This is a genomic window from Nocardioides astragali (assembly GCF_024436375.1).
GTDB classification, from domain to species: domain Bacteria; phylum Actinomycetota; class Actinomycetes; order Propionibacteriales; family Nocardioidaceae; genus Nocardioides; species Nocardioides astragali.
Genome location: NZ_JAFMZM010000004.1, coordinates 673349 through 692716 on the forward strand (window position 1 = coordinate 673349; position 19368 = coordinate 692716).

Genomic DNA, 19368 nt, shown 5'->3' on the forward strand with positions numbered 1-19368 from the left:
GTCGCTAGGCTCGAGGACGGCGGGCCGGTCACGGGCCCGTCACCCAGCTGCGAGCAGGAGGAATCATGTCCAACCGCACCTACCGCGTCACCGAGATCGTCGGGACCTCTCCCGACGGCATCGACCAGGCCATCCGCAACGGCATCGAGCGGGCGGGTCAGACGCTGCGCCACATCGACTGGTTCGAGATCACCCAGATCCGCGGACAGGCCAAGGACGGCGCCGTCGAGCACTTCCAGGTCGGCATGAAGGTCGGGTTCCGCCTCGAGGACGAGTAGGCGCGCCGCGCCCCCGTAGTTTCGGCCTACCCCTCGGTAATCACTAGCGTCGTGGAGCGTGAGCGAGATTCCCGGATCCAGCACCCCCCGTTCCGTCCTGGTGACCGGCGGCAACCGCGGCATCGGCCGCGCCATCGCCGAGGCCTTCCTGGCCCAGGGCGACAAGGTCGCCGTCACCACCCGCAACGGCGGTGCCCCTGACGGCGCGCTCGACGTGCGGTGCGACATCACCGACGCGGACGCCGTCGAGGCGGCGTTCAAGCAGATCGAGGAGGCACACGGGCCCGTCGAGGTGCTGGTCGCCAATGCCGGGATCACCAAGGACACCCTCCTGCTCCGCATGAGCGAGGACGACTGGTCGTCGGTCATCGACACCAACCTGACCGGCTCCTTCCGGCTCGCCAAGCGAGCCGCGAAGGGCATGCTGCGCCTGCGCCGCGGCCGGATCATCCTGATCTCCTCGGTCGTCGGGCTCCTCGGCTCGGCCGGCCAGGTCAACTACGCCGCGTCCAAGGCCGGGCTGGTGGGCATGGCGCGGTCGCTGGCGCGCGAGCTCGGCAGCCGCTCGATCACCACCAACGTGGTCGCGCCCGGATTCGTCGAGACCGACATGACCGACGTGCTCACCGACGAGCAGAAGGCGGCGATCAAGACGCAGGTGCCGCTCGGTCGCTACGCCTCCACCGCCGAGGTCGCCTCGGCCGTCACCTGGCTGGCCTCCGACGGGGCGGCCTACGTCACCGGCGCGGTCATCCCGGTCGACGGCGGCCTGGGCATGGGCCACTGAGCGCGCACGTCGCGCACACGAAAGGACACAGCATGGGAATCCTCGACGGCAAGCGCATCCTCGTCGCCGGCGTCACGATGGACAAGTCGATCGGCTTCGCCACCGCGAAGGTCGCGCAGGAGCAGGGGGCGACCGTCCTGATCTCCAACTTCGGGCGCGCCCTCGGCATCACCCGGCGGATCGCCAAGCGGCTGCCGCAGGAGGCGCCCGTGCTGGAGCTCGACGTCACCGACGAGGACCACCTCGCCGGCCTCGCCGACCAGGTGCGCGAGCACGTCGACGGGCTCGACGGGGTGGTGCACTCGATCGCCTACGGCAACCCCGAGACCCTGCTCGGCGGCAAGTTCATGGACGGCCCGTGGGACGACGTGGCGCAGGCCGTCCAGGTCTCCGCCTACTCGCTCAAGTCGCTCGCCGTGGCGACCAGGCCGCTGATGTCGAGCGGCGGCTCGATCGTCGGACTGACCTTCGACGCCACCACCGCCTGGCCGGCGTACGACTGGATGGGCGTGGCCAAGGCAGCCCTCGAGAACACCTCCCGCTACCTCGCCCGCGACCTGGGTCCCGAGGGCATCCGCTGCAACCTGGTCTCCGCCGGTCCGCTGAAGACCCTGGCCGCCAAGGCGATCCCGGGGTTCGAGGACCTCGAGTCGGCATGGAAGGACCGTGCGCCGCTCGGCTGGGACGAGTCCGACCACACGCCCACCGCCCAGGCGGTCTGCGCCCTCCTGAGCGACTTCTTCCCGGCCACGACGGGCGAGATCGTGCACGTCGACGGCGGCTTCCACGCCATGGGGATGTAGCCGCGGCGTGTCCGTTCGGTAGTTTCCCCGGGTGACCTCACTCGTCGAGCTGCGCATCCTCGAAGGCCCCAACCTCTACTTCCCGCGCGCCGCGGTGAAGCTGACCCTCGACGTCTCCACGATCACCGAGGCCTCCGACGAGACGGTGCTGCGCTTCGCGCGCCGGATCGGGCTGCGCACCACCCGGCCCGGTGCGCCCGGATCGGGGTTCCGCAGTCGGTTCGCCGTACGGGCGGTGGAGCGCCTGGTGCGTGCCATCGCGAGCGAGGCGGGCACCCGCAGGCTGGCGGTGCGCGTACGTCCCACCTCCGACCCGCAGGTGCTGGTCGTCGCGTTCCCGTGGCGCAACCGCGGGCGGGCGCGGGCGCTGGGGGAGGCGGTCGCCCACGCCCTCGACGCCCTGCCGGCTCCTGATGTGGAGGCGGCCGTGAGCGCGGCCGCCGCGGAGGTGTCCGCAGCGGCCCGTGGCGACCGTCCGACGACGATCACGCCGAGGATCCCCGTGGTCGCGGTCACCGGCACCAACGGCAAGACGACCACGAGCCGGATGATCGCCCACATCGCCCGCACCAGTGGGCTGGTGGTCGGCTGGTCCAACACCGACGGCGTCTACCGCGACGGTGTGCTCGTCGAGCCCGGCGACTACTCGGGGCCGTCCGGCGCCGGCCGCGCGCTGGGCCTCCCCGGTGTCCAGCTGGCTGTCACCGAGACCGCCCGCGGCGGCATCCTGCTCAAGGGCATGGGCATCGCCCGCAACGACGTCTCCGTCGTCACCAACGTGACCGCCGACCACCTCGGCCTCCAGGGCATCGACACCGTCGACCAGCTCGCCGAGGTGAAGTCGGTGGTGCCGCGGATCACTCGCAAGGAGGGATGGGCCGTCCTCAACGGGGACGACCCCCGCGTGCTGGCCATGCGCAGCGTGATCTCCGCGCAGCCCTGGGTGTTCAGCCGCGACCCCGACTCACCCGCGGTGCGCGAGGTGCTGAGCCACGGGGGAGGGCGAGCCACCACGGTGATCGACGGCTGGATCGCCGTCCTGGCGCCGGGCACCGACCCCGACCCGCTCATCGAGCTCGTCGACGTCCCGATGACCCTGGCCGGACTGTCCCGCTTCAACATCGAGAACGCCCTCGCCGCAGCGTCGGCAGCGCTCGCCATCGGCCTGTCCCGCGAGGACGTCGTCGCCGGGCTGGCGACGTTCCGGCCCGATGCCGAGCACAACCCCGGCCGGATGAACTTCTTCTCCCTGCCCGGAGAGGTCTCGGTCGTCATGGACCTAGCCCACAACGAGGCCGGCCTCGAGGCGCTGCTGGAGATCATGGCCGGCGTACGTCGCCCCGGGGCCCGCCTGCTGCTCGGCCTCGGTGCCGTCGGCGACCGCACCGACGAGCTGATCGACGCGCTCGGCGAGATCGGGGCCAAGGGCAGCGACGTGGTGGCGATCGGACACAAGGAGCGCTACCTCCGCGGCCGCACGATGGACGAGATCGACGCCCTGCTCCGGGCCGGCGCGGAGCGCGTGGGGGTCACCGACATCGACACCTACAAGACCGAGGTCGAGTGCCTCGCCGCCCTGGTGGGCCGGGCCGAGGCGGGCGACGTCGTCGGGCTGATGTGCCACGCGGAGCGGGAAGAGGCCTACGACTGGATCGCCGGGCACGGCGGCACCCCGGACACCCCGGAGACGCTGTCGCGGAAGGTCCGGGCCGCGCACGCCCCCTGACCCACCCGACCGACGCGGCCGACCGGCTCAGACGTCCCCGGGGTCAACCTGCTCGCCGGGCGCACCGATGTCCAGGTCGCCCTCGACGATCATGGCCGACATGCCGCCGGCCGTCCGGGTCTCGTGGGACTCGCCGGGCTCCCAGACGACGGCCTGTCCAGCGGTGACCCGGCGTACGGTCCCCTCCGCACCGGCCACCTCGGCCTCTCCCACGAGCACGACCAGGAGCTGGCGGCCGAGCGCCGGGTGCGGCCCGATCACCCCACCCGGCGCCAGCGTCACGGCGACCAGGTGGGCGTCCGCACTGATGCCGAACGCGCCCACCGAGAACCCGCGGCTGCCGTGCGCCTCGATCGGGCGGTGGGGGAGGTCAGGCAGGTCGAGGATCCTCACTCAGGCCACCCTCACGAGTCGGTCGTGGCCGGGGTGTAGTCCGGGTCCGCTGCCGGCGCGTCGGGGTTGCCCCCGGAGCCCGCCTGCGCCACGTCGGACCAGTTCTCCAGCTCGGACATGACCTCGGCGTGCTTGTCGACGCAGACGACGACGAGGTCGCCGCGGTTGGACCGGCTCATCGCATGGCGTACGGCCTCGATCTCGTCGAGGCACGTCTCCACCTGCTTGCAGCGGGCCCCTTCGTCCATCGCAGTGCGTACGCCCTCCAGCACCAGCTGGGCGGTGTCGCCCCGCTCGCGGCCGCGCAGCGCGACGTCCTCGCGGATGATGCACACGTCGAAGTGCTGGGCAGCGATGTGGCCGAGCTCGCGCATGTCCTGGTCGCGGCGGTCGCCCGCGGTGGCGATGATGCCGATCCGCGAGGGACGGGCCAGGTCGTGCGACGACGCGAGCGAGTCGCCGACGCGGTCGACGAAGTCGCCGAGCATCTTCATGCCGGGCGCGTTGTGGCAGTAGTCGACGATCACGTTGACGCCGTTGACCTCGACCTCGTTGAGACGGCCGGGGGAGAGGTAGTAGTTGGTGGAGAAGGTCCGCAGCCCCTGGCGGATGTCGTGCAGCGGCGCACCGGCGGCGAACGCCGCCGCAGCGGCCGCGAGGGAGTTCTGGACGTTCATCCGTGCGCGGCCGCTGAAGGTGGCCGGGAGCAGGTGGGTCCAGGCCAGCTGCATCTCACGGCGGCCGTGCTGGACGACCATCATCTCGCCGCGCTCGGTCGGGTTGAGGACGATGGCCTTCCCGCCCCGACGGCAGTGGGCGTCGATCATGTCGCGCACCTCGCTGCCGGGCTCCTCCATGGAGAACCAGACGACCTGGCCCGAGCACTTGCGGCGCATCTCGCGCACCAGCGGGTCGTCGGCGTTGAGGACGGCGTGCCCGTCGCGGGGCACCGCCTCCACGATGACGGCCTTGACGTCGGCCAGCTGCTCGACGGTGTCGATGCCCCGCAGGCCCAGGTGGTCGGGCTGGACGTTGAGCACCACGGCGACGTCGTTGCGCTCGTAGCCGAGGCCCTCGCGCAGGATGCCGCCGCGGGCGACCTCGAACACGGCGAAGTCGACGCGCGGGTTCTGCAGCACCATCCGCGCCGACCGCGGGCCGGATGCGTCGGCCCGGATCACGAGCCGCTCGTCGATCACCACGCCGTCGGTGGACGTCATCCCGACCTTGCGGCCCATGCCCTTGAAGATGTGGCTGATCATCCGGCTGGTGGTGGTCTTGCCGTTGGTGCCGGTCACAGCCACGATCGGGATCCGGGACGGGGCGCCCGGCGGGAAGAGCATGTCCACGACCGGCTTGGCGATGAACTGCGGCTCGCCGATCGTCGGGTGGGTGTGCATCCGGAACCCGGGTGCGGCGTTGACCTCGCAGATCGCGCCGCCGGCCTCGCGCACCGGCTCGGTGATGTCGGGGCAGATGAAGTCGATGCCGGCGATGTCGAGCCCGACCATCCGGGCGGCCTCCTCGGCGATCTCGACGTTCTCGGGGTGCGCCTCGTAGGTCCGGTCGATCGAGATGCCGCCGGTGGACATGTTGCCGGTCAGCGCGAGCTTCACCATCTCGCCCTCGGCGGGCACCGAGTCCAGCTTGTGGCCCTGGTCGGCCAGCACCTCGATCGCGGCGTCGTCGATCTTGATCCGGGTGAGCACCTTCTCGTGCCCGACACCGCGGCGCGGGTCGGCGTTGGTGAGGTCGACCAGCTCCTGGACGGTGGATGAGCCGTCACCGGTCACCGACGCCGGGACGCGCTCGGCGATGGCGACCATGCGGCCGTCGATGATCAGGCAGCGGTAGTCCTTGCCCGTCACGAAGGACTCGACGATGACGCTGCCGCGCCGCGACTGGCCCTGCGCGATCGGGTAGGCGGCGCGTACGTCGGCCTCGTCCTGCAGGTCGAGGCAGACGCCCCGGCCGTGGTTGCCGTCGAGCGGCTTGAGCACGACGGGATAGCCGATCCGGCGGGCGGCCGCGACGGCCTGGTCCTCCGAGCGCACCGACTCCTGCTTGGGGACGGGTAGTCCCGCGGCCCCGAGGAGCTTGGTGGTGAGGTCCTTGTCGGAGGCGATGTCCACCGCGATGGACGAGGTCTCCGAGGTCATGGTCGCGCGGATCCGCTTGGCGTGGACTCCCTGCCCGAGCTGCACGAGGGAGTACTGGTTGAGCCTGATCCACGGGATGTCGCGCGAGACCGCCTCGTCGACGATCGCCTGCGTCGAGGGGCCGAACGCGGTGCGCTCGGCGCGGCGGATGAACTCGTCGCGCTCGGTCTCCCAGTCGAAGTCGGGGTCGCCCTCGACGAGGTGGTTGACCAGGCGTACGGCGAGGCGGCCGGCGGTGAGGCCGACGTTCTCGTCGACGTAGCCGTAGATGATGTTGTAGCGGCCCGGGTGGCCCTTGACCTGGCGGGTCTTGCCACGGCGGATGTCGTGGCCGACCAGCTGCTGCAGCGCCAACGCTGCGTGCTCCGCGACGTGGCCGAGCCACGTGCCCTCGTTGAGCCGCTCGAGGAAGCCGCCCCGTCGCCCGCGCGAGCACGAGTGCTCCCGCAGGCCCGGCAGCATCGAGACCAGGTAGTCGGTGAAGCCGGGGAGGGTGTTGGTCGGGAACTGCTCGAGCGAGCCGAGGTCGACCACGAGGTGGATCGACTTGTCGTAGGACCAGACGTTCGCGCCTCGGTAGACGCGCGTCTCGACGATCTTTAGGTCCGGGGTGGGCCGCTCGCTCATGAAATGTCTCCCTGGGGCTGGGTCGGCGACTGGTCGCGGGTGGGGTCGGCCGGTGGGCTGGGGGTCCGCCTCAGCTTGAGGCGGCGGCGGATCGCGGCTGGCGTCGCGTCCGCTGCCGCGATGTCGCGGACCAGCTGGCGCAGGTCGCGGCTGGCCTCGGCCAGCTCGTGCGCGTCCTCGAGGTCGACCCCCGGCTCCTGCGGAACCAGCGTGCGCGTCGAGAGGTTGAAGACCGACCCCTCGGGCAGCACGTGGAACACGACGCCACTGGCCAGCAGCGGCGCGGACCGCTTGGCCTCGTGGGCGTTGGAGACCATGCGTGCACCGTCGAGGACGGTGACCGCCCCCTTGCCGATCACCCGCATCACGGCGTCTCCCGCGACATCCTCGACCAGGCCGCAGGTGTCCTCGTCGACACCGATGCCCAGCAGCTGCGGGCTCTGGGCCACGATCATCAGCAGCCGGCCGTAGCGGTTGCGCTGGTCGAAGTGCTGGTCGATGACGGCTCCGTCCATCAGCCCGAGCCCGCCCGCCACCTGGGTCATCCGCTGCTTCGGCGTCGCGCCGCCGACCCCGAAGGCCACCATGTGCGAGGACTGGATGCTGGCGCCGGCCGACGTGCCCGCGACCACCGCGCCCCGCTCGTGGGCACGCAGGATGGCGTCACCGACCGGCGTGCCGCACACGATCGAGGAGAGCTTGAGCTGGTTGCCGCCGGTCATGAAGATGCCGGTCGCCTCGTCCAGTGCCTTGACCAGCGCCGGGTCGTGGGCCTGGTCGCGCGTCTCGGGGCGTACGGCTTCCACGCTGGCGGCGCCGAACTTGGTGAACAGCGCGTCGTAGACGTCCACCACCTCGCGCCCCAGGGAGGAGGCCGTCGGGATGACGGCGATGCGAGCATCCCGGCCGCCGCTGAGGGCGACGAAGTGCTTGAGGATGGTCGGCTTGCGCACCTTGTCCTCGGCACCACCGATGATCATGAGTGGTCCGTTGGGCATGACAGGCAGGCTAGCGGCTGGGAGGGTGGGCGCATGCAGGAGCCAGTACGCGAAACGGGGAGCGACGTGCGGCGACGTCTGGTGCTCGTACGTCACGCCAAGGCCGAGCCCACGGCGCCGTCGGACCACGGCCGGGCCCTGGCGACCCGAGGCCTCGCCGACGGGGAGCGTGCGGGCCGGTGGTTGCGCGAGCAGGGGATCGATCCGGACGCCGCGCTCGTGTCCGACGCCCTGCGCGCCCAGCAGACCTTCGAGCAGGTCGCCGGCGGGGCCGGGTGGGACCTCGCGCCCGAGCTGTCCGCAGGTCTGTACGACGCGGGTCCCGACACCGCCTTCGACCTGATCCGCCAGACCGACCCGGACGTGGCGACCCTGGTCGTCATCGGCCACAACCCGACCATGGGCTATCTCGCCGAGCTGGTCGACGACGGTGACGGCGATGCCGACGCCACCACCGCGATGCTCACGCGCGGCTTCCCCACGTCCGCCCTCGCCGTGTTCACGGTGCCCGGCGACTGGTCCGACCTCGGACCGGGCACGGGCCGGCTGGAGGCGTTCTACGCCGGGGATGGATGACGGGTCCGGTGCCGCCGGTCGCAGGGGATCCCGGAGACGGCATCGTGGCGAGGCTGCGCGCGGCGGGATGCGTGTGGGCCGAGGACGAGGCGGCACTGCTGGAGTCCGCGGCCCGGACGCCGTCGGAGCTCGAGGCTCTCGTCGCCCGCCGAGCCGGCGGTGAACCGCTGGAGCTGGTCCTGGGGTGGGTCGAGTTCCTCGGCCGGCGACTCGTGGTGACGCCGGGGGTGTTCGTCCCGCGGCGCCGCACCGAGCTCCTGGCCCGTACGACGATCGCCGAGGTCGTGACCCGCAGCCGGGTGGCCGGTGCCGGTCCCGTCGTCGCGGTCGAGATGTGCTGTGGCGTCGCGCCGGTCGCCGCCGCGCTCCACGCGACGGCGGCCGAGGTGCATGCGGCGGACGTGAGCGCGGCTGCGCTGGACTGCGCCCGGCAGAACGCCCCGACGACTCTGCTCCACCACGGAGACCTCTTTGACGCCCTGCCGGCCGGGCTGCGCGGCCGGGTCGGCGTGCTTGCGGCCAACGCGCCCTACGTCCCCACCGACCGGATCTCGTCCATGCCGCCCGAGGCCCGCGAGCACGAGCCACGCGTCGCCCTCGACGGTGGCACCGACGGCGTCGACCTCCACCGTCGGCTGTCCGCGGAAGCCACCGACTGGCTGGTGCCCGGGGGAGTGCTGCTGGTCGAGACCAGCCGCTCGCAGGCGCCGCTGACGACCGCGGCCATGGCCGCGGCCGGGCTCGACACCCACGTGGTCGTCGACCCCGAGCTGGGCGGGTGCGTCGCCGTCGGGGTGAAGGATCAGTCCATGACCGGAGGGGCGGGGGTGACGATCCCGACCTCGGCGTCCGCCTCCTCGATCTGCTCCCGGGAGATGCCGAGCAGGTAGAGCACGGTGTCGAGGTAGGGCACGTTGACGGAGGTCTGCGCCGCGTCGCGCACCAACGGCTTGGCGTTGTAGGCGATGCCGAGCCCGGCCGCGTTGAGCATGTCGAGGTCGTTGGCGCCGTCGCCGATCGCGATGACCGCATCGAGAGGAACGCCCACCTCGGCCGCGAACTCGCGCAGGGCCTCGGCCTTGCCGGCGCGGTCGATCACGTCTCCGACGATCCGACCGGTCAGCAGGCCGTCGACGATCTCGAGCTCGTTGGCGCGGGCGAAGTGGATGCCCAGCTCGGCGGCGAGCCGGTCGGTGATCTGGGTGAACCCTCCCGAGACGATCGCGAACCGGTAGCCCAGGCGGCGCAGCGTCCGGACCAGGGTGCGCGCGCCCGGCGCCAGCACGATGGAGTCGTAGACCTCGTCGAGGGCCGTGGCCGGGACGCCCTCGAGCAGGGCGACGCGCTCGCGCAGCGACTGCTCGAAGTCGAGCTCGCCCCTCATGGCCGCCTCGGTGACCCGGGCGACCTCGGCCTCGTGGCCGGCGTGGGCGGCGAGCATCTCGATCACCTCGCCCTGGATCAGCGTCGAGTCGACGTCCATGACGATCAGCCGGACTCCGCGCCGGTGCAGCGACTCGCGCTGCACCGCCAGGTCGATGCCGAGCCGCACGGCCTCCGCGGTCAGCACCGGGCGCAGGGTGTCGGCAGGCGCACCCGACACGTGCATCTCGATCGCGGTGACGGGGTAGCGCGCCATGCGCTCGATCCGGTCGATGTTGGCGCCGGCGTCAGCGATCCGTCCGGCGATCGAGGCCATCGCCGACGCCTTCAGGGGCCTGCCGATGAGGGTGATGTGCGAGCGGTCGGCGGGGCGGCTCCGGTTGTCACCGGCGCCGCGGTCGACCTCGACGTTCATGCCGAGCTCGGCGGCGGTGCGCTCGATCACGTCGCGCAGCTTCTTCCAGTCGCGAGGCGCCGTCACGAGGATGCCGAGGAGCAGGCGGCGGCGCAGCACGATCTGCTCGATGTCGAGCACCTCGACCCCGGCCGCCGACAGGGCGGCGAACATCGCGGAGGTGACGCCCGGTCGGTCCTTGCCCGTGAGGGTGACCAGCAGTGTCTTCGGCTCGTCTTCCATTGGTGAGGAGGCTAGCCCGGCAGCGCCTTCGCCAGTGACGGAGTCCGCACAACGGTCGGAGGTACGCCGCTACTGCGGCCACACCTCGGGTGAGCACGCCGCCACCACCGCCCGACGGGCCGCCCGTCCCAGTGGCTGCAGGAGCCCACGGCGCCGCTCCGCCTCGTACGACGAGAGCGCGCCGCCGTCGTCCTCGAGCGCGAGGTCGACGATCATCCAGGCCTGCAGGCCCCGCGCCGCGAGGTCCACGCAGCGCGGTGGCGTGCCGAGGGGCGCGTCGAGGCGCGGTCGCTGGTGCAGGTTCATCAGTGCGTCGGCCGCCTCCGGTCGCCAGCGGGCCACGTCCAGGACAGCGAGATCGTCGGCCGCCCCCAGGAGCGCCTCGCGCAGCGCCCGGTCGGCCTCGCCCACGTCGGGCAGCTGGCGCCGCTCGGCGGCGAAGGCCCGCCACTGGACGGTCTCGCCCTTCTCCTCCGGCACCAGCCCGAGCGACCCGGCGACCACCGCCTGCCCGGCTTCCATGGCAGCGGAGTTGAAGTCGCGCGGCCCGCCGAGGCCGAGCGGGTCGCCGTCGACGGGCAGCGCCAGGCCGGCGTACGACGCCCCGCTGGCCCGCGACCGCGCCAGCAGGTCGAGTGCCGAGCCTCCCTCTAGCAGGTGGGTGTCGTCGGCCAGCGCGTCGAGCACGTGGTCGGTCTGCTCGTGCCCGCGCAGCCACGCCGTCAGCCACCAGGCGAGGACCGCCGAGTGGGGGAGCGCGGGGGACGACGAGGACGACGACATCGCGGGTGACGCTACTCGCTGCCCCAGGTCGGGTCAGCCCGTCCTGTCAGCCGGTCGTGTCAGCCCGTCGTGTCCGGCCCGGACCCGTGGCGGCTGCTGGATAGGGTGAGGAACATGGTCGCCGTCATCGAGTTCGCAGGGGTCTCGGTGCGCCGCGGCCGGTCCCTGCTGCTCGACGACGTCAGCTGGGAGGTCGAGGAGGACGAGCGCTGGGTCGTCCTCGGACCCAACGGCGCCGGCAAGACGACGCTGCTCCAGGTCGCCGCCGCCCAGATCCACCCGACCTCGGGCGTCGCCGGCATCCTCGAGGAGGTCCTCGGCACCACGGACGTCTTCGAGCTGCGCCCTCGCATCGGCCTCACGAGCGCCGCACTGGCGGACCGCATCCCCCGGAGCGAGCTCGTCAAGGACGTCGTGGTCTCCGCGTCCTACGGCGTCCTCGGCCGCTGGCGCGAGCAGTACGCCGACCTCGACCACGACCGGGCCGGCGAGCTGCTGGCCGAGGTCGGGGTCAGCCACCTGGCCGAGCGCACCTTCGGCACACTCAGCGAGGGCGAGCGCAAACGGGTGCAGATCGCCCGCGCACTCATGACCGATCCCGAGCTCCTCCTCCTGGACGAGCCCGCCGCCGGGCTCGACCTCGGCGGGCGCGAGGACCTGGTCGCGACGCTGTCGGAGCTCGCCCTCGACCCCGACTCCCCGGCGACGGTCCTGGTGTCCCACCACGTCGAGGAGATCCCACCCGGCTTCACCCATGCGCTGCTGCTGCGCGAGGGTCGAGTGGTGGACGCCGGCCCGGTGGAGGACGTCGTCACGGCGGAGACGCTGTCCGCGACGTTCGGGATGCCGTTGCTGCTGAGCCGCGAGGACGACCGGTTCGCGGCGCGTCGACGGCCCGCCCAACGGATCCTCCAGCACTGACTGGCTAGGCTCTCGCCATGGACTGGATCCGCGACCACCTCTGGGAGACCTGGCTGGCGCTGTCGATCGCGCTCGGCGTCGCGGAGATGTTCAGCCTCGACCTGATCCTCGCGATGCTGGCCGCCGGTGCCGTGATCGGCATGGTCGCCGCCCTGGTCGGGCTGCCGGTGTTCGTGCAGATCCTCGCGGCGCTGGCCGCGTCGGTGGCGATGCTCTCGCTGGTGCGTCCCGCGTTCGTCAAGCGGCTCCACAACGGTCCCGAGCTCTCGCTCGGCCACGGCAAGCTGGTCGGCACCCGTTGCCTGGTCACCGAGGAGATCACCGGCCTGTCCGCTGGCCGCATCAAGGCGGGCGGCGAGACCTGGACGGCTCTTCCCTACGACGAGAACCTGCGGATCGCGGCCGGCGAGACCGTCGAGATCCTGCAGATCAAGGGTGCGACGGCCTACGTCCACCCGGTGGCCACCCTCGAGTCCTGAGCCCACCACCACAGCCACGCACCACGTCCGACAACCGTCCGACACCTGTCCGACAATCTGGGGGAGAACCGAATGACAGCCCTGCTGGTCCTGTTCCTGCTCATCATCGTCTTCGTCGTCGTCATGCTGGCCAAGACGGTGAAGATCGTGCCGCAGGCACGCGCCGCCGTCGTCGAGCGGTTCGGGAAGTACAAGTCCACGTTGCCGGCGGGCCTCAACATCCTGGTCCCGTTCATCGACAAGGTGCGCTACCTCATCGACCTGCGCGAGCAGGTCGTGAGCTTCCCGCCGCAGCCGGTGATCACCGAGGACAACCTCGTCGTCTCGATCGACACGGTCATCTACTTCCAGGTGACCGACCCGGTCGCCGCGACGTACGAGATCGCCAACTACATCCAGGCGATCGAGCAGCTGACCATGACGACGCTGCGCAACATCGTCGGCGGCATGGACCTCGAGGAGACCCTCACCAGCCGCGACTCCATCAACTCCGGCCTGCGCGGTGTCCTCGACGAGGCCACCGGCAAGTGGGGCATCCGCGTCAACCGGGTCGAGCTCAAGGGCATCGACCCGCCGCCCTCCATCAAGGACTCGATGGAGAAGCAGATGCGCGCCGACCGCGAGAAGCGCGCCGTCATCCTCACCGCCGAGGGCCAGCGACAGGCCGCCATCCTCACCGCCGAGGGCTCCAAGCAGTCGCAGATCCTCAACGCCGAAGGTGACCGTGAGTCGCAGATCCTGCGTGCCCAGGCCGACCGCGAGGCCTCGATCCTGCGCGCCCAGGGTGAGGGCCAGGCCATCCAGACCGTCTTCCAGGCGATCCACGACGGCCAGCCCGACCAGTCGCTGCTCGCCTACCAGTACCTCCAGATGATGCCGAAGATCGCCGAGGGCAGCGCCAACAAGGTGTGGGTCATCCCCTCCGAGATCACCAAGGCCATGGAGGGCCTCGGCTCCTCGATCCACGAGATCGCGGGGATCCCGCGCGAGGCGTCACCGCGCACCCGCGTCGACATGGGCCCGTCGGAGCCGCAGCTGCCGCAGCCCTCTGGCGGCCGAGCCACCAGCAAGGCCGTCGAGGAGGCCATCGCGGAGGCGGAGTCGGTCGCCCAGACGCCGACCCGCACCGTCCCGCCGACGCCGGCCGACGAGTCGTCCACCGAAGGTGAGCCGCCGCGGGCGTGAGTCCACTCGAAGCCGTCCTGGTCGCGCTCGCCGGCGTGGCCGCCGGCACCATCAACGCCGTGGTGGGGTCGGGAACGCTGATCACGTTCCCGACCCTGCTGGCGTTCGGCGTACCCCCGGTGACGGCCAACGTGAGCAACACCGTCGGCCTCGTCCCTGGCAGCCTGTCCGGTGTCGTCGGCTACCGACGCGAGCTGGGCGGCCAGCGCTCCCGCGTGGTGCGCCTGGCGTCTGCCTCGCTGATCGGCGGGATCGCGGGCGCGCTGCTCCTGCTGTGGTTGCCGTCGTCCGCGTTCGACGCGATCGTTCCCGCCCTGATCCTGCTCGGCGTCGTGCTGGTCCTCCTCGGACCCCGGATCCAGCGCGCGGTCGCGGCCCGCGCCGAGTCGCGCGGCGGCATCCCCGACCACGGCGTCTGGTGGGTGTGGCCCGCGGTCGCGGCCGCGGGCGTCTACGGCGGCTACTTCGGGGCGGCCCAAGGGGTCCTGCTGATGGCGATCCTCGGCATCGGCGTGGCCGACACGATGCAGCGGCACACCGCCACCAAGAACGTCCTGGCCCTGATCGTCAACGCGGTCGCCGCTGCCGTGTTCGTCGCGGTGGCCGACGTCGACTGGACGGCCGCGGGCCTGATCGCGCTGGGGTCCGTCGTGGGTGGTCAGCTCGGTGCGGGCGTCGGCCGTCGACTCTCGCCGACGCTGCTACGAGCCGTCATCGCCCTGGTCGGGATCACCGCTCTGGTGGTCATGCTCGCCTGAGCCGTGCCCCGTGGTCGACGTCGTCGGTCGCACCCAGGCGTCCATCCACGTCTGGATCGCGGCGTAGGCCTCCGCCCGCACCTCCGGCCTCGACAGCACCACGTCGTGCATCGCGCCGTCGACGGCGATCGAGGTGACGTGGCGCCCCACCGACGAGGCCCACCGACGGATCTGCTCGACGTCGAGCACGATGTCGTGGGTGTGGGCGTGGTCGTCGAGGCGGTCGGCGAAGTAGGAGCGGGCCGAGGACAGCACCAGAGTCGGGCACGGGACGTCCAGGCCGGCGTGGAGCTGCGCGTGACCCCGGCGTACGGCCCTCAGCCAGCCGACGTAGACCGGCCGGGACTCCAGCGGCTTCCACCCCAGGTCGTAGTCCCACTCCCCGCCGTGCTCGCGGTGCAGCGAGCGACCGTAGACGCCGCTGATCTTGCGAGGGATCTCCTGGAGCGGACGCCTGGTGCCGAGGCGCTCGATCGCGACCCGGGCGGCGGGACTGCGCAGCCACGCGGAGCCCTGCATGTCGAACCACGGTGAGTTCAGCACCATCGCGACCAGCTCCGAAGGCCGGCGCTCGTGGGCCCACAGCGGGAGCGTGAGGCCACCCGTGGAGTGGCCGGACGCGACGACCTCCCGGTGCCCGTCGCGCCGGGTGATCCGCCACCAGGCGAGGTCGATCTCCGCGAAGTACTCCCGGAGGTCGGCGACGTAGTGGGGCGTCTGGTGATCGCGCAGCGACCGCCCGTACTTGCGCAGGTCGATCGCGTAGAACGTGTAGCCCCGGTCGGCCCACCACCGGGCGTACTCGGTGTGGAAGAAGTAGTCGGCGAACCCGTGCACGTGGAGCACCGCGCGCCCCGTCGGGCGCTCCGCCTGGAGCGTGACCAGGGTCGCCACGACCGAGCCCTCGCTGTCGGGCGGAAGGGAGATCGTCTCCACCCGGTAGTCAGGTCCGAGCACGTCGGCCTGCAGCGGCAGCGAAGGCATGTCGGGAGACTATCGACCCCGCGGCTATTTCAGGGTTCCGCCTCGGCGTCGGGCCGCGTCGGCCTACCCTTTGCCGGTGTCCACCGCGCTGGGGACCGTCCTCAGGGGGCTGTCCACCTACATCCAGCAGCGCATCGAAGGGTGGCGGACGGGCTCCCGGGGCAGCCAGGCCTTCCTGCTGCTGGTCCTGGTGTCCCTCGTCGGCCTCGCCGTCGGCTTGGGATACCTGGCCAAGATCGTGCTGCCGGTGGCCCTCTGGCTGCTCTTCTTGATGCTCGGCACGATGCTGCTGCGCTTCGTGCCGCTGGTCCTGCTGGTCGTCGTGCTCGCGGCAGCCGCCACCTGGACGTCGATCGACACCAGCTTCGCGCGGGGCAACAAGAACCTGGCCCTGGCGATCTTCTGCGTGGCGGTGGCGCTCGCGCTCTATCAGGCCAGCCGGCAGCGCTCCGGCCTGCCGATGGCGTTGAGCGAGGCGGTGCTCACCGAGCTGCGCGACCGGCTGCAGCGCCAGGGGGTCGTCCCGCCGCTGCCCACGGGGTGGCGCTCGCAGTCCGCGACCATCACGGCCAACGGTCCCGGCTACGCCGGCGACTTCCTGGTCGCCGACCTGCGCGACGGCCGCTGGCTGGAGATGGCGCTGGTCGACGTCTGCGGCAAGGGCACCTCGGTCGGCCCGCAGGCGCTGCAGTTCGCCGGCGCCCTCGGAGGGCTGATCGGTGCCCTGCCCCCTGCCGAGCTGATGTCGGCGGCCAACATGTTCCTGCTGCGCCAGGAGTCCGACGAGTCCCTGGCCACGGCGGTCCACCTCAAGGTCGACCTGGTCACGGGGGACTACACGATCACCAGCGCGGGGCACCCGCCCGCGCTCCACTGGCACCTCGGTGAGCGTGGCTGGTCCGTGGACAACGCACGCGGGATGGCGCTCGGTGTGATCGCCGAGGCCGACTTCACCCCCAGCCGCGGCCGGCTCCGTCCGGGCGAGGCGCTGATGTTCTACACCGACGGGGTCATCGAGACGTCCGGGCGCGACATCGACGACGGCATCGACTGGCTGCGTGACGTGGCGCTGCGGGCAGTGGACGCACGTGGCTTCACCGGCATGCCGAGGCGGGTCCTCAAGAAGGTCCCGCGCGGCGACGACGACCGGGCGATGCTCGTCCTCGAGCGTCAGCCGCTCACCTCGCCCGAGATCGACTCCGAGCGCTCCCGAGGGCTGTCGGGCTGAGGTCCGGCGTCCCCTGTCAGGCGCCGTGCGAGTAGAGCTCGCGGATGACGTCCTCGATGTCGGGCTCCTGGATGGAGAGGTCGGCCACGTCGTACGCCGACGCCACCGCCGCGACGAGGGGAGCGGCGCTCGCGTCGGCCGGGAAGGAGAGCCACTGGCGGGGTCCCTCGACCTTGCGGACCTCTGCCCCGGGTACGTCGATGGGCGGACCGGTGTCGACCAGGTCGACGACGAGGGTTCGGGTGGACCCGCCCTGGGCGTGCAGGCCGGCCAGCGTTCCGTCGTAGACGGACGTGCCGTGGTCGATCACGATCACCCTGTCGCACAGGGCCTCGATGTCCTGGAGGTCGTGGGTGGTGAGCAGGAGCGTGGTGCCGCGTTCGGCGTTGAGGGCGCGCAAGAATTCGCGCAGGCGACCCTTGCTCACCACGTCGAGGCCGATGGTGGGCTCGTCGAGGTAGAGGATCTCCGGGTCGTGCAGGAGGGCCGCGGTGATGTCTCCGCGCATGCGCTGGCCGAGGCTGAGCTGGCGCACGGGGGTGTCGAGCTGGTCCCCGAGGTCGAGCAGCTCCACGAAACGGTCGAGGTTCTCGCGGAAGCGCTGGTCGGGGACGCGGTAGATCTTCTGCAGCAGCTCGAAGGAGTCCCGCAGCGGCAGGTCCCACCACAGCGTGGTCCGCTGCCCGAAGACGACGCCGATGCGCCGGGCGAGGTCGGTGCGCTGCCGGCTGGGCTCGAGTCCGGCGACCCGGAGCTCGCCGGAGGTCGGCACGAGGATGCCGGTGAGCATCTTGATCGTCGTCGACTTCCCGGCGCCGTTGGGACCGATGTAGCCGACCATCTCGCCCGCCTCGATCGAGAAGGTCAGGTCCTGGACCGCCCGCACCACGGACTTGCTGCGGCGCATGAACCCGGCGCGGCGGCGTACGACGAACGTGCGCTCGAGCCCGGCGACGTCGATCAGCGGCATGGTCCTCAGCTCCCGGTGGAGGTGTAGCGGCGCACCCCGGTGCGCCAGACGAGCAGGGCGACGGTGATCACCGCGGCGGCAGCGAGCGGCGAGCAGAACTGGAGCCAGTCGGGCAACCCGTTGGGGTCGGATCGGCCCAGGAGGTAGAGGCAGGGGTACCAGTTGACGAAGGCGATCGGCAGCACGAAGGTCAGCGCCAGCGCGACCTCGCGGGGGAAGACCGTCAGCGGGTACTGGGTGAGGGTGTTGCCACCGTAGGTGAACGCGTTGGCGAACTCGCTGGCGTCGGTGGTCCAGAACTGCACGCAGCTGAAGAGCACGAACAGGCCGAAGAAGAGCGCGCTCGAGCTGAGCAGCATCACGACGGCGACGAGGACCCGGGTGGGCGTCCAGTCGACGATCGGCAGGGCCCACACCAGCACCACGGACGCCTGGGTGATGCGACCGAGTCGGCGCAGGGTGAAGCGGTCGGAGCACACCTGCACCAGCAGGGGCACCGGCTTGGTCAGCATCTGGTCCAGCCGGCCGGTGCGGACGAACTCGCCGATGCGCTCGACGCTGCCGATCGCGGTGTCCGCCACCCCGATGCCCACGCCGGTGGCGCCGTAGAGCAGGGCGATCTCGCGAAGGCCGAACCCGCCGAGGGTGTCGATGCTGGAGAACATGATCGCGATGGCCACGAAGTCGAGCGCGTTGATCATCATGCTGCCGACCACGAGCATCGCGAAGGACGCGGGGTAGGAGAGCTCGGCCCGGATCCAGAGCCGCACCATGTCGCCGTAGCAGGCGACAGGGCGCCAGAGCCGGTCAGCCACCCTGGACCACCACCTTGCGCGTGGCCAGCCGCAGCACCAGCCCGCAGGTCGCGAGCAGGGCGAGTGCCCACCCGGCCTGGAACGCCAGTGCGCTACCGAGCTCGAGCCCGGTGTGCCGGCCGAGCCAGATGTCGTTGGGGACCTGGATCATCGCCGAGAACGGCAGCGCCTCGGCCAGGGTGCCCAGCCACCCGGGGAACAGCACGAGGGGGAGCGCCATACCGCTGAAGAAGAGGGCGAGGGCGCCGCTCAGGATCCGGGCACCCGTCGCGTCGAGGAGCCAGAACGCCGTCGAGGCGACGAGGAAGCGCAGCGCGAAGCTCACCGTGACGGCGAGGGGAATGCTCAGGAGGAACCCGAGAGCAGCGGTGGGCGAGGGGGGCAGCGAGATGTCGAAGAGCACGATGCCGATCACCGTCGGGGCGAGCCCTCGGGTGAGGAAGTGGTAGAGGGCGCGGCCCAGGTCGCCGGCGAGGTACCACCCCACCAGGCCGACCGGGCGGTAGAGGTCGATGGCCACGTCACCGTTGCGGATCCGCTCGGCGAGGTCGTCGGTGGTGCCGCCTCCCCAGAGCGCCACGGTCATGAGGAGCGCCTGACCCAGCCACACGTAGGTGACCGCGTCCGCGGCGTCGTACCCTCCCGCGTCGGGGTTCTGCCTCCAGAGCGCGAGGTAGGCGAACGAGTAGATGATCCCGAAGACCGAGTTGGTGAAGATCCCGGCGACGGTGGCCGCCCGATAGGTGGAGTAGCGGCGGAAGGCGCGCCTCGCGACGGCGACGTGCAGCATCCGTTTCCCCCCACATGAGAACGATCCCCGGCCCACCCACGATGGGGCCGGGGATCGTCTCACACTTGCGCTGTGCGGTGCACCTTGC

Annotated in this window: 20 protein-coding genes; 11 read left to right on the forward strand and 9 right to left on the reverse strand. The window is 71.5% G+C overall.

Annotation, left to right across the window (positions count from 1 at the left end):
• Nucleotides 1-65 precede the first annotated feature (65 nt).
• From J3P44_RS16540 to J3P44_RS16555, 4 genes are all read left to right on the forward strand, one after another.
• Complete coding sequence (locus J3P44_RS16540) at nt 66-278, forward strand: dodecin (RefSeq protein ID WP_255891529.1); 213 nt, start codon at nt 66-68, stop codon at nt 276-278.
• 67 nt (nt 279-345) lie between these two features.
• Nucleotides 346-1065, forward strand: coding sequence for a 3-oxoacyl-[acyl-carrier-protein] reductase (gene fabG / locus J3P44_RS16545; RefSeq protein ID WP_372496619.1), 720 nt, complete (start codon nt 346-348; stop codon nt 1063-1065).
• Nucleotides 1066-1097: 32 nt separating this feature from the next.
• Nucleotides 1098-1868, forward strand: a complete 771-nt coding sequence (gene fabI / locus J3P44_RS16550; protein WP_255891531.1) for an enoyl-ACP reductase FabI — start codon at nt 1098-1100, stop codon at nt 1866-1868.
• 31 nt (nt 1869-1899) lie between these two features.
• Nucleotides 1900-3594 carry a Mur ligase family protein gene (locus J3P44_RS16555; protein ID WP_255891532.1) on the forward strand — a complete coding sequence of 565 codons (1695 nt, stop codon included), beginning with the start codon at nt 1900-1902 and terminating at the stop codon, nt 3592-3594.
• Between the two features lie 27 nt (nt 3595-3621).
• On the opposite strand, the gene J3P44_RS16560 is transcribed toward J3P44_RS16555, so the two are convergent.
• Genes J3P44_RS16560 through J3P44_RS16570 form a run of 3 tightly spaced genes read right to left on the reverse strand, consistent with a single transcriptional unit; the run spans nt 3622 to nt 7771 of the window.
• The gene (locus J3P44_RS16560; RefSeq protein WP_255891533.1) at nt 3622-3987 is read right to left on the reverse strand and encodes a cupin domain-containing protein; all 366 of its coding nucleotides are present in this window, start codon (nt 3985-3987) and stop codon (nt 3622-3624) included.
• 11 nt (nt 3988-3998) lie between these two features.
• Nucleotides 3999-6773, reverse strand: a complete 2775-nt coding sequence (gene cphA, locus J3P44_RS16565; RefSeq protein WP_255891534.1) for a cyanophycin synthetase — start codon at nt 6771-6773, stop codon at nt 3999-4001.
• Nucleotides 6770-7771, reverse strand: a complete 1002-nt coding sequence (locus tag J3P44_RS16570) for a cyanophycinase (protein WP_255891535.1) — start codon at nt 7769-7771, stop codon at nt 6770-6772. The genes cphA and J3P44_RS16570 overlap by 4 nt, the downstream gene beginning before the upstream one ends.
• 33 nt (nt 7772-7804) lie before the next feature.
• Between J3P44_RS16570 and J3P44_RS16575 the strand changes: the two genes are divergently transcribed.
• Both J3P44_RS16575 and J3P44_RS16580 read left to right on the forward strand, forming a co-directional pair.
• The gene (locus J3P44_RS16575) at nt 7805-8347 is read left to right on the forward strand and encodes a SixA phosphatase family protein (RefSeq protein WP_255891536.1); all 543 of its coding nucleotides are present in this window, start codon (nt 7805-7807) and stop codon (nt 8345-8347) included.
• Nucleotides 8344-9237 carry a putative protein N(5)-glutamine methyltransferase gene (locus J3P44_RS16580; RefSeq protein WP_255891537.1) on the forward strand — a complete coding sequence of 298 codons (894 nt, stop codon included), beginning with the start codon at nt 8344-8346 and terminating at the stop codon, nt 9235-9237. The genes J3P44_RS16575 and J3P44_RS16580 overlap by 4 nt, the downstream gene beginning before the upstream one ends.
• Here the strand turns inward: J3P44_RS16580 and serB are convergent.
• Complete coding sequence (serB, locus tag J3P44_RS16585; protein WP_255891538.1) at nt 9150-10367, reverse strand: phosphoserine phosphatase SerB; 1218 nt, start codon at nt 10365-10367, stop codon at nt 9150-9152. The two genes, J3P44_RS16580 and serB, sit on opposite strands and share 88 nt — an antisense overlap.
• Nucleotides 10368-10436: 69 nt before the next feature.
• On the reverse strand, nt 10437-11150 hold the full coding sequence (locus J3P44_RS16590; RefSeq protein ID WP_255891539.1) for an Rv1486c family protein: 714 nt from the start codon (nt 11148-11150) through the stop codon (nt 10437-10439).
• A gap of 114 nt (nt 11151-11264) precedes the next feature.
• Between J3P44_RS16590 and J3P44_RS16595 the strand changes: the two genes are divergently transcribed.
• The 4 genes from J3P44_RS16595 to J3P44_RS16610 all read left to right on the forward strand — a co-directional run bounded on the left by J3P44_RS16595 (nt 11265) and on the right by J3P44_RS16610 (nt 14493).
• Entirely contained in the window at nt 11265-12071 is an 807-nt protein-coding gene (locus J3P44_RS16595; RefSeq protein ID WP_255891540.1) for an ABC transporter ATP-binding protein, read from the forward strand.
• A 17-nt stretch (nt 12072-12088) separates the two neighbouring features.
• Nucleotides 12089-12550 carry an NfeD family protein gene (locus J3P44_RS16600; RefSeq protein ID WP_255891541.1) on the forward strand — a complete coding sequence of 154 codons (462 nt, stop codon included), beginning with the start codon at nt 12089-12091 and terminating at the stop codon, nt 12548-12550.
• A 72-nt stretch (nt 12551-12622) separates the two neighbouring features.
• Nucleotides 12623-13735, forward strand: a complete 1113-nt coding sequence (locus J3P44_RS16605) for an SPFH domain-containing protein (protein ID WP_255891542.1) — start codon at nt 12623-12625, stop codon at nt 13733-13735.
• Nucleotides 13732-14493, forward strand: a complete 762-nt coding sequence (locus J3P44_RS16610) for a sulfite exporter TauE/SafE family protein (protein ID WP_255891543.1) — start codon at nt 13732-13734, stop codon at nt 14491-14493. Before J3P44_RS16605 ends, J3P44_RS16610 begins: the two co-directional genes overlap by 4 nt.
• On the opposite strand, the gene J3P44_RS16615 is transcribed toward J3P44_RS16610, so the two are convergent.
• Nucleotides 14437-15477 carry an alpha/beta hydrolase gene (locus tag J3P44_RS16615; protein ID WP_255891544.1) on the reverse strand — a complete coding sequence of 347 codons (1041 nt, stop codon included), beginning with the start codon at nt 15475-15477 and terminating at the stop codon, nt 14437-14439. The two genes, J3P44_RS16610 and J3P44_RS16615, sit on opposite strands and share 57 nt — an antisense overlap.
• A gap of 76 nt (nt 15478-15553) precedes the next feature.
• Here J3P44_RS16615 and J3P44_RS25590 point away from each other — a divergent pair, with 76 nt between their 5' ends.
• On the forward strand, nt 15554-16705 hold the full coding sequence (locus tag J3P44_RS25590; RefSeq protein ID WP_255891545.1) for a PP2C family protein-serine/threonine phosphatase: 1152 nt from the start codon (nt 15554-15556) through the stop codon (nt 16703-16705).
• 16 nt (nt 16706-16721) lie between these two features.
• Here the strand turns inward: J3P44_RS25590 and J3P44_RS16625 are convergent, their stop codons facing one another.
• The 3 genes from J3P44_RS16625 to J3P44_RS16635 are packed head-to-tail and all read right to left on the reverse strand — an operon-like array spanning nt 16722 to nt 19280.
• Complete coding sequence (locus J3P44_RS16625; protein WP_255891546.1) at nt 16722-17675, reverse strand: ABC transporter ATP-binding protein; 954 nt, start codon at nt 17673-17675, stop codon at nt 16722-16724.
• A 5-nt stretch (nt 17676-17680) separates the two neighbouring features.
• Nucleotides 17681-18490: an ABC transporter permease gene (locus J3P44_RS16630; RefSeq protein ID WP_255891547.1), complete on the reverse strand. Its 810-nt coding sequence runs from the start codon at nt 18488-18490 to the stop codon at nt 17681-17683.
• Nucleotides 18483-19280, reverse strand: a complete 798-nt coding sequence (locus J3P44_RS16635) for an ABC transporter permease (RefSeq protein ID WP_255891548.1) — start codon at nt 19278-19280, stop codon at nt 18483-18485. Before J3P44_RS16635 ends, J3P44_RS16630 begins: the two co-directional genes overlap by 8 nt.
• Nucleotides 19281-19368: the final 88 nt, after the last annotated feature.

Bases quoted from the DNA above. Each gene is read 5' to 3' on its own strand.
- cphA (WP_255891534.1), bottom strand. From the start codon at position 6,773: ATGAGCGAGCGGCCCACCCCGGACCTAAAGATCGTCGAGACGCGCGTC.
- J3P44_RS16575 (WP_255891536.1), top strand. From the start codon at position 7,805: ATGCAGGAGCCAGTACGCGAAACGGGGAGCGACGTGCGGCGACGTCTG.
- J3P44_RS16595 (WP_255891540.1), top strand. From the start codon at position 11,265: ATGGTCGCCGTCATCGAGTTCGCAGGGGTCTCGGTGCGCCGCGGCCGG.
- J3P44_RS16600 (WP_255891541.1), top strand. From the start codon at position 12,089: ATGGACTGGATCCGCGACCACCTCTGGGAGACCTGGCTGGCGCTGTCG.
- J3P44_RS16625 (WP_255891546.1), bottom strand. From the start codon at position 17,675: ATGCCGCTGATCGACGTCGCCGGGCTCGAGCGCACGTTCGTCGTACGC.
- J3P44_RS16540 (WP_255891529.1), top strand. From the start codon at position 66: ATGTCCAACCGCACCTACCGCGTCACCGAGATCGTCGGGACCTCTCCC.
- serB (WP_255891538.1), bottom strand. From the start codon at position 10,367: ATGGAAGACGAGCCGAAGACACTGCTGGTCACCCTCACGGGCAAGGAC.
- J3P44_RS16615 (WP_255891544.1), bottom strand. From the start codon at position 15,477: ATGCCTTCGCTGCCGCTGCAGGCCGACGTGCTCGGACCTGACTACCGG.
- J3P44_RS16590 (WP_255891539.1), bottom strand. From the start codon at position 11,150: ATGTCGTCGTCCTCGTCGTCCCCCGCGCTCCCCCACTCGGCGGTCCTC.
- fabI (WP_255891531.1), top strand. From the start codon at position 1,098: ATGGGAATCCTCGACGGCAAGCGCATCCTCGTCGCCGGCGTCACGATG.
- J3P44_RS16570 (WP_255891535.1), bottom strand. From the start codon at position 7,771: ATGCCCAACGGACCACTCATGATCATCGGTGGTGCCGAGGACAAGGTG.
- J3P44_RS16635 (WP_255891548.1), bottom strand. From the start codon at position 19,280: ATGCTGCACGTCGCCGTCGCGAGGCGCGCCTTCCGCCGCTACTCCACC.
- J3P44_RS16605 (WP_255891542.1), top strand. From the start codon at position 12,623: ATGACAGCCCTGCTGGTCCTGTTCCTGCTCATCATCGTCTTCGTCGTC.
- J3P44_RS16580 (WP_255891537.1), top strand. From the start codon at position 8,344: ATGACGGGTCCGGTGCCGCCGGTCGCAGGGGATCCCGGAGACGGCATC.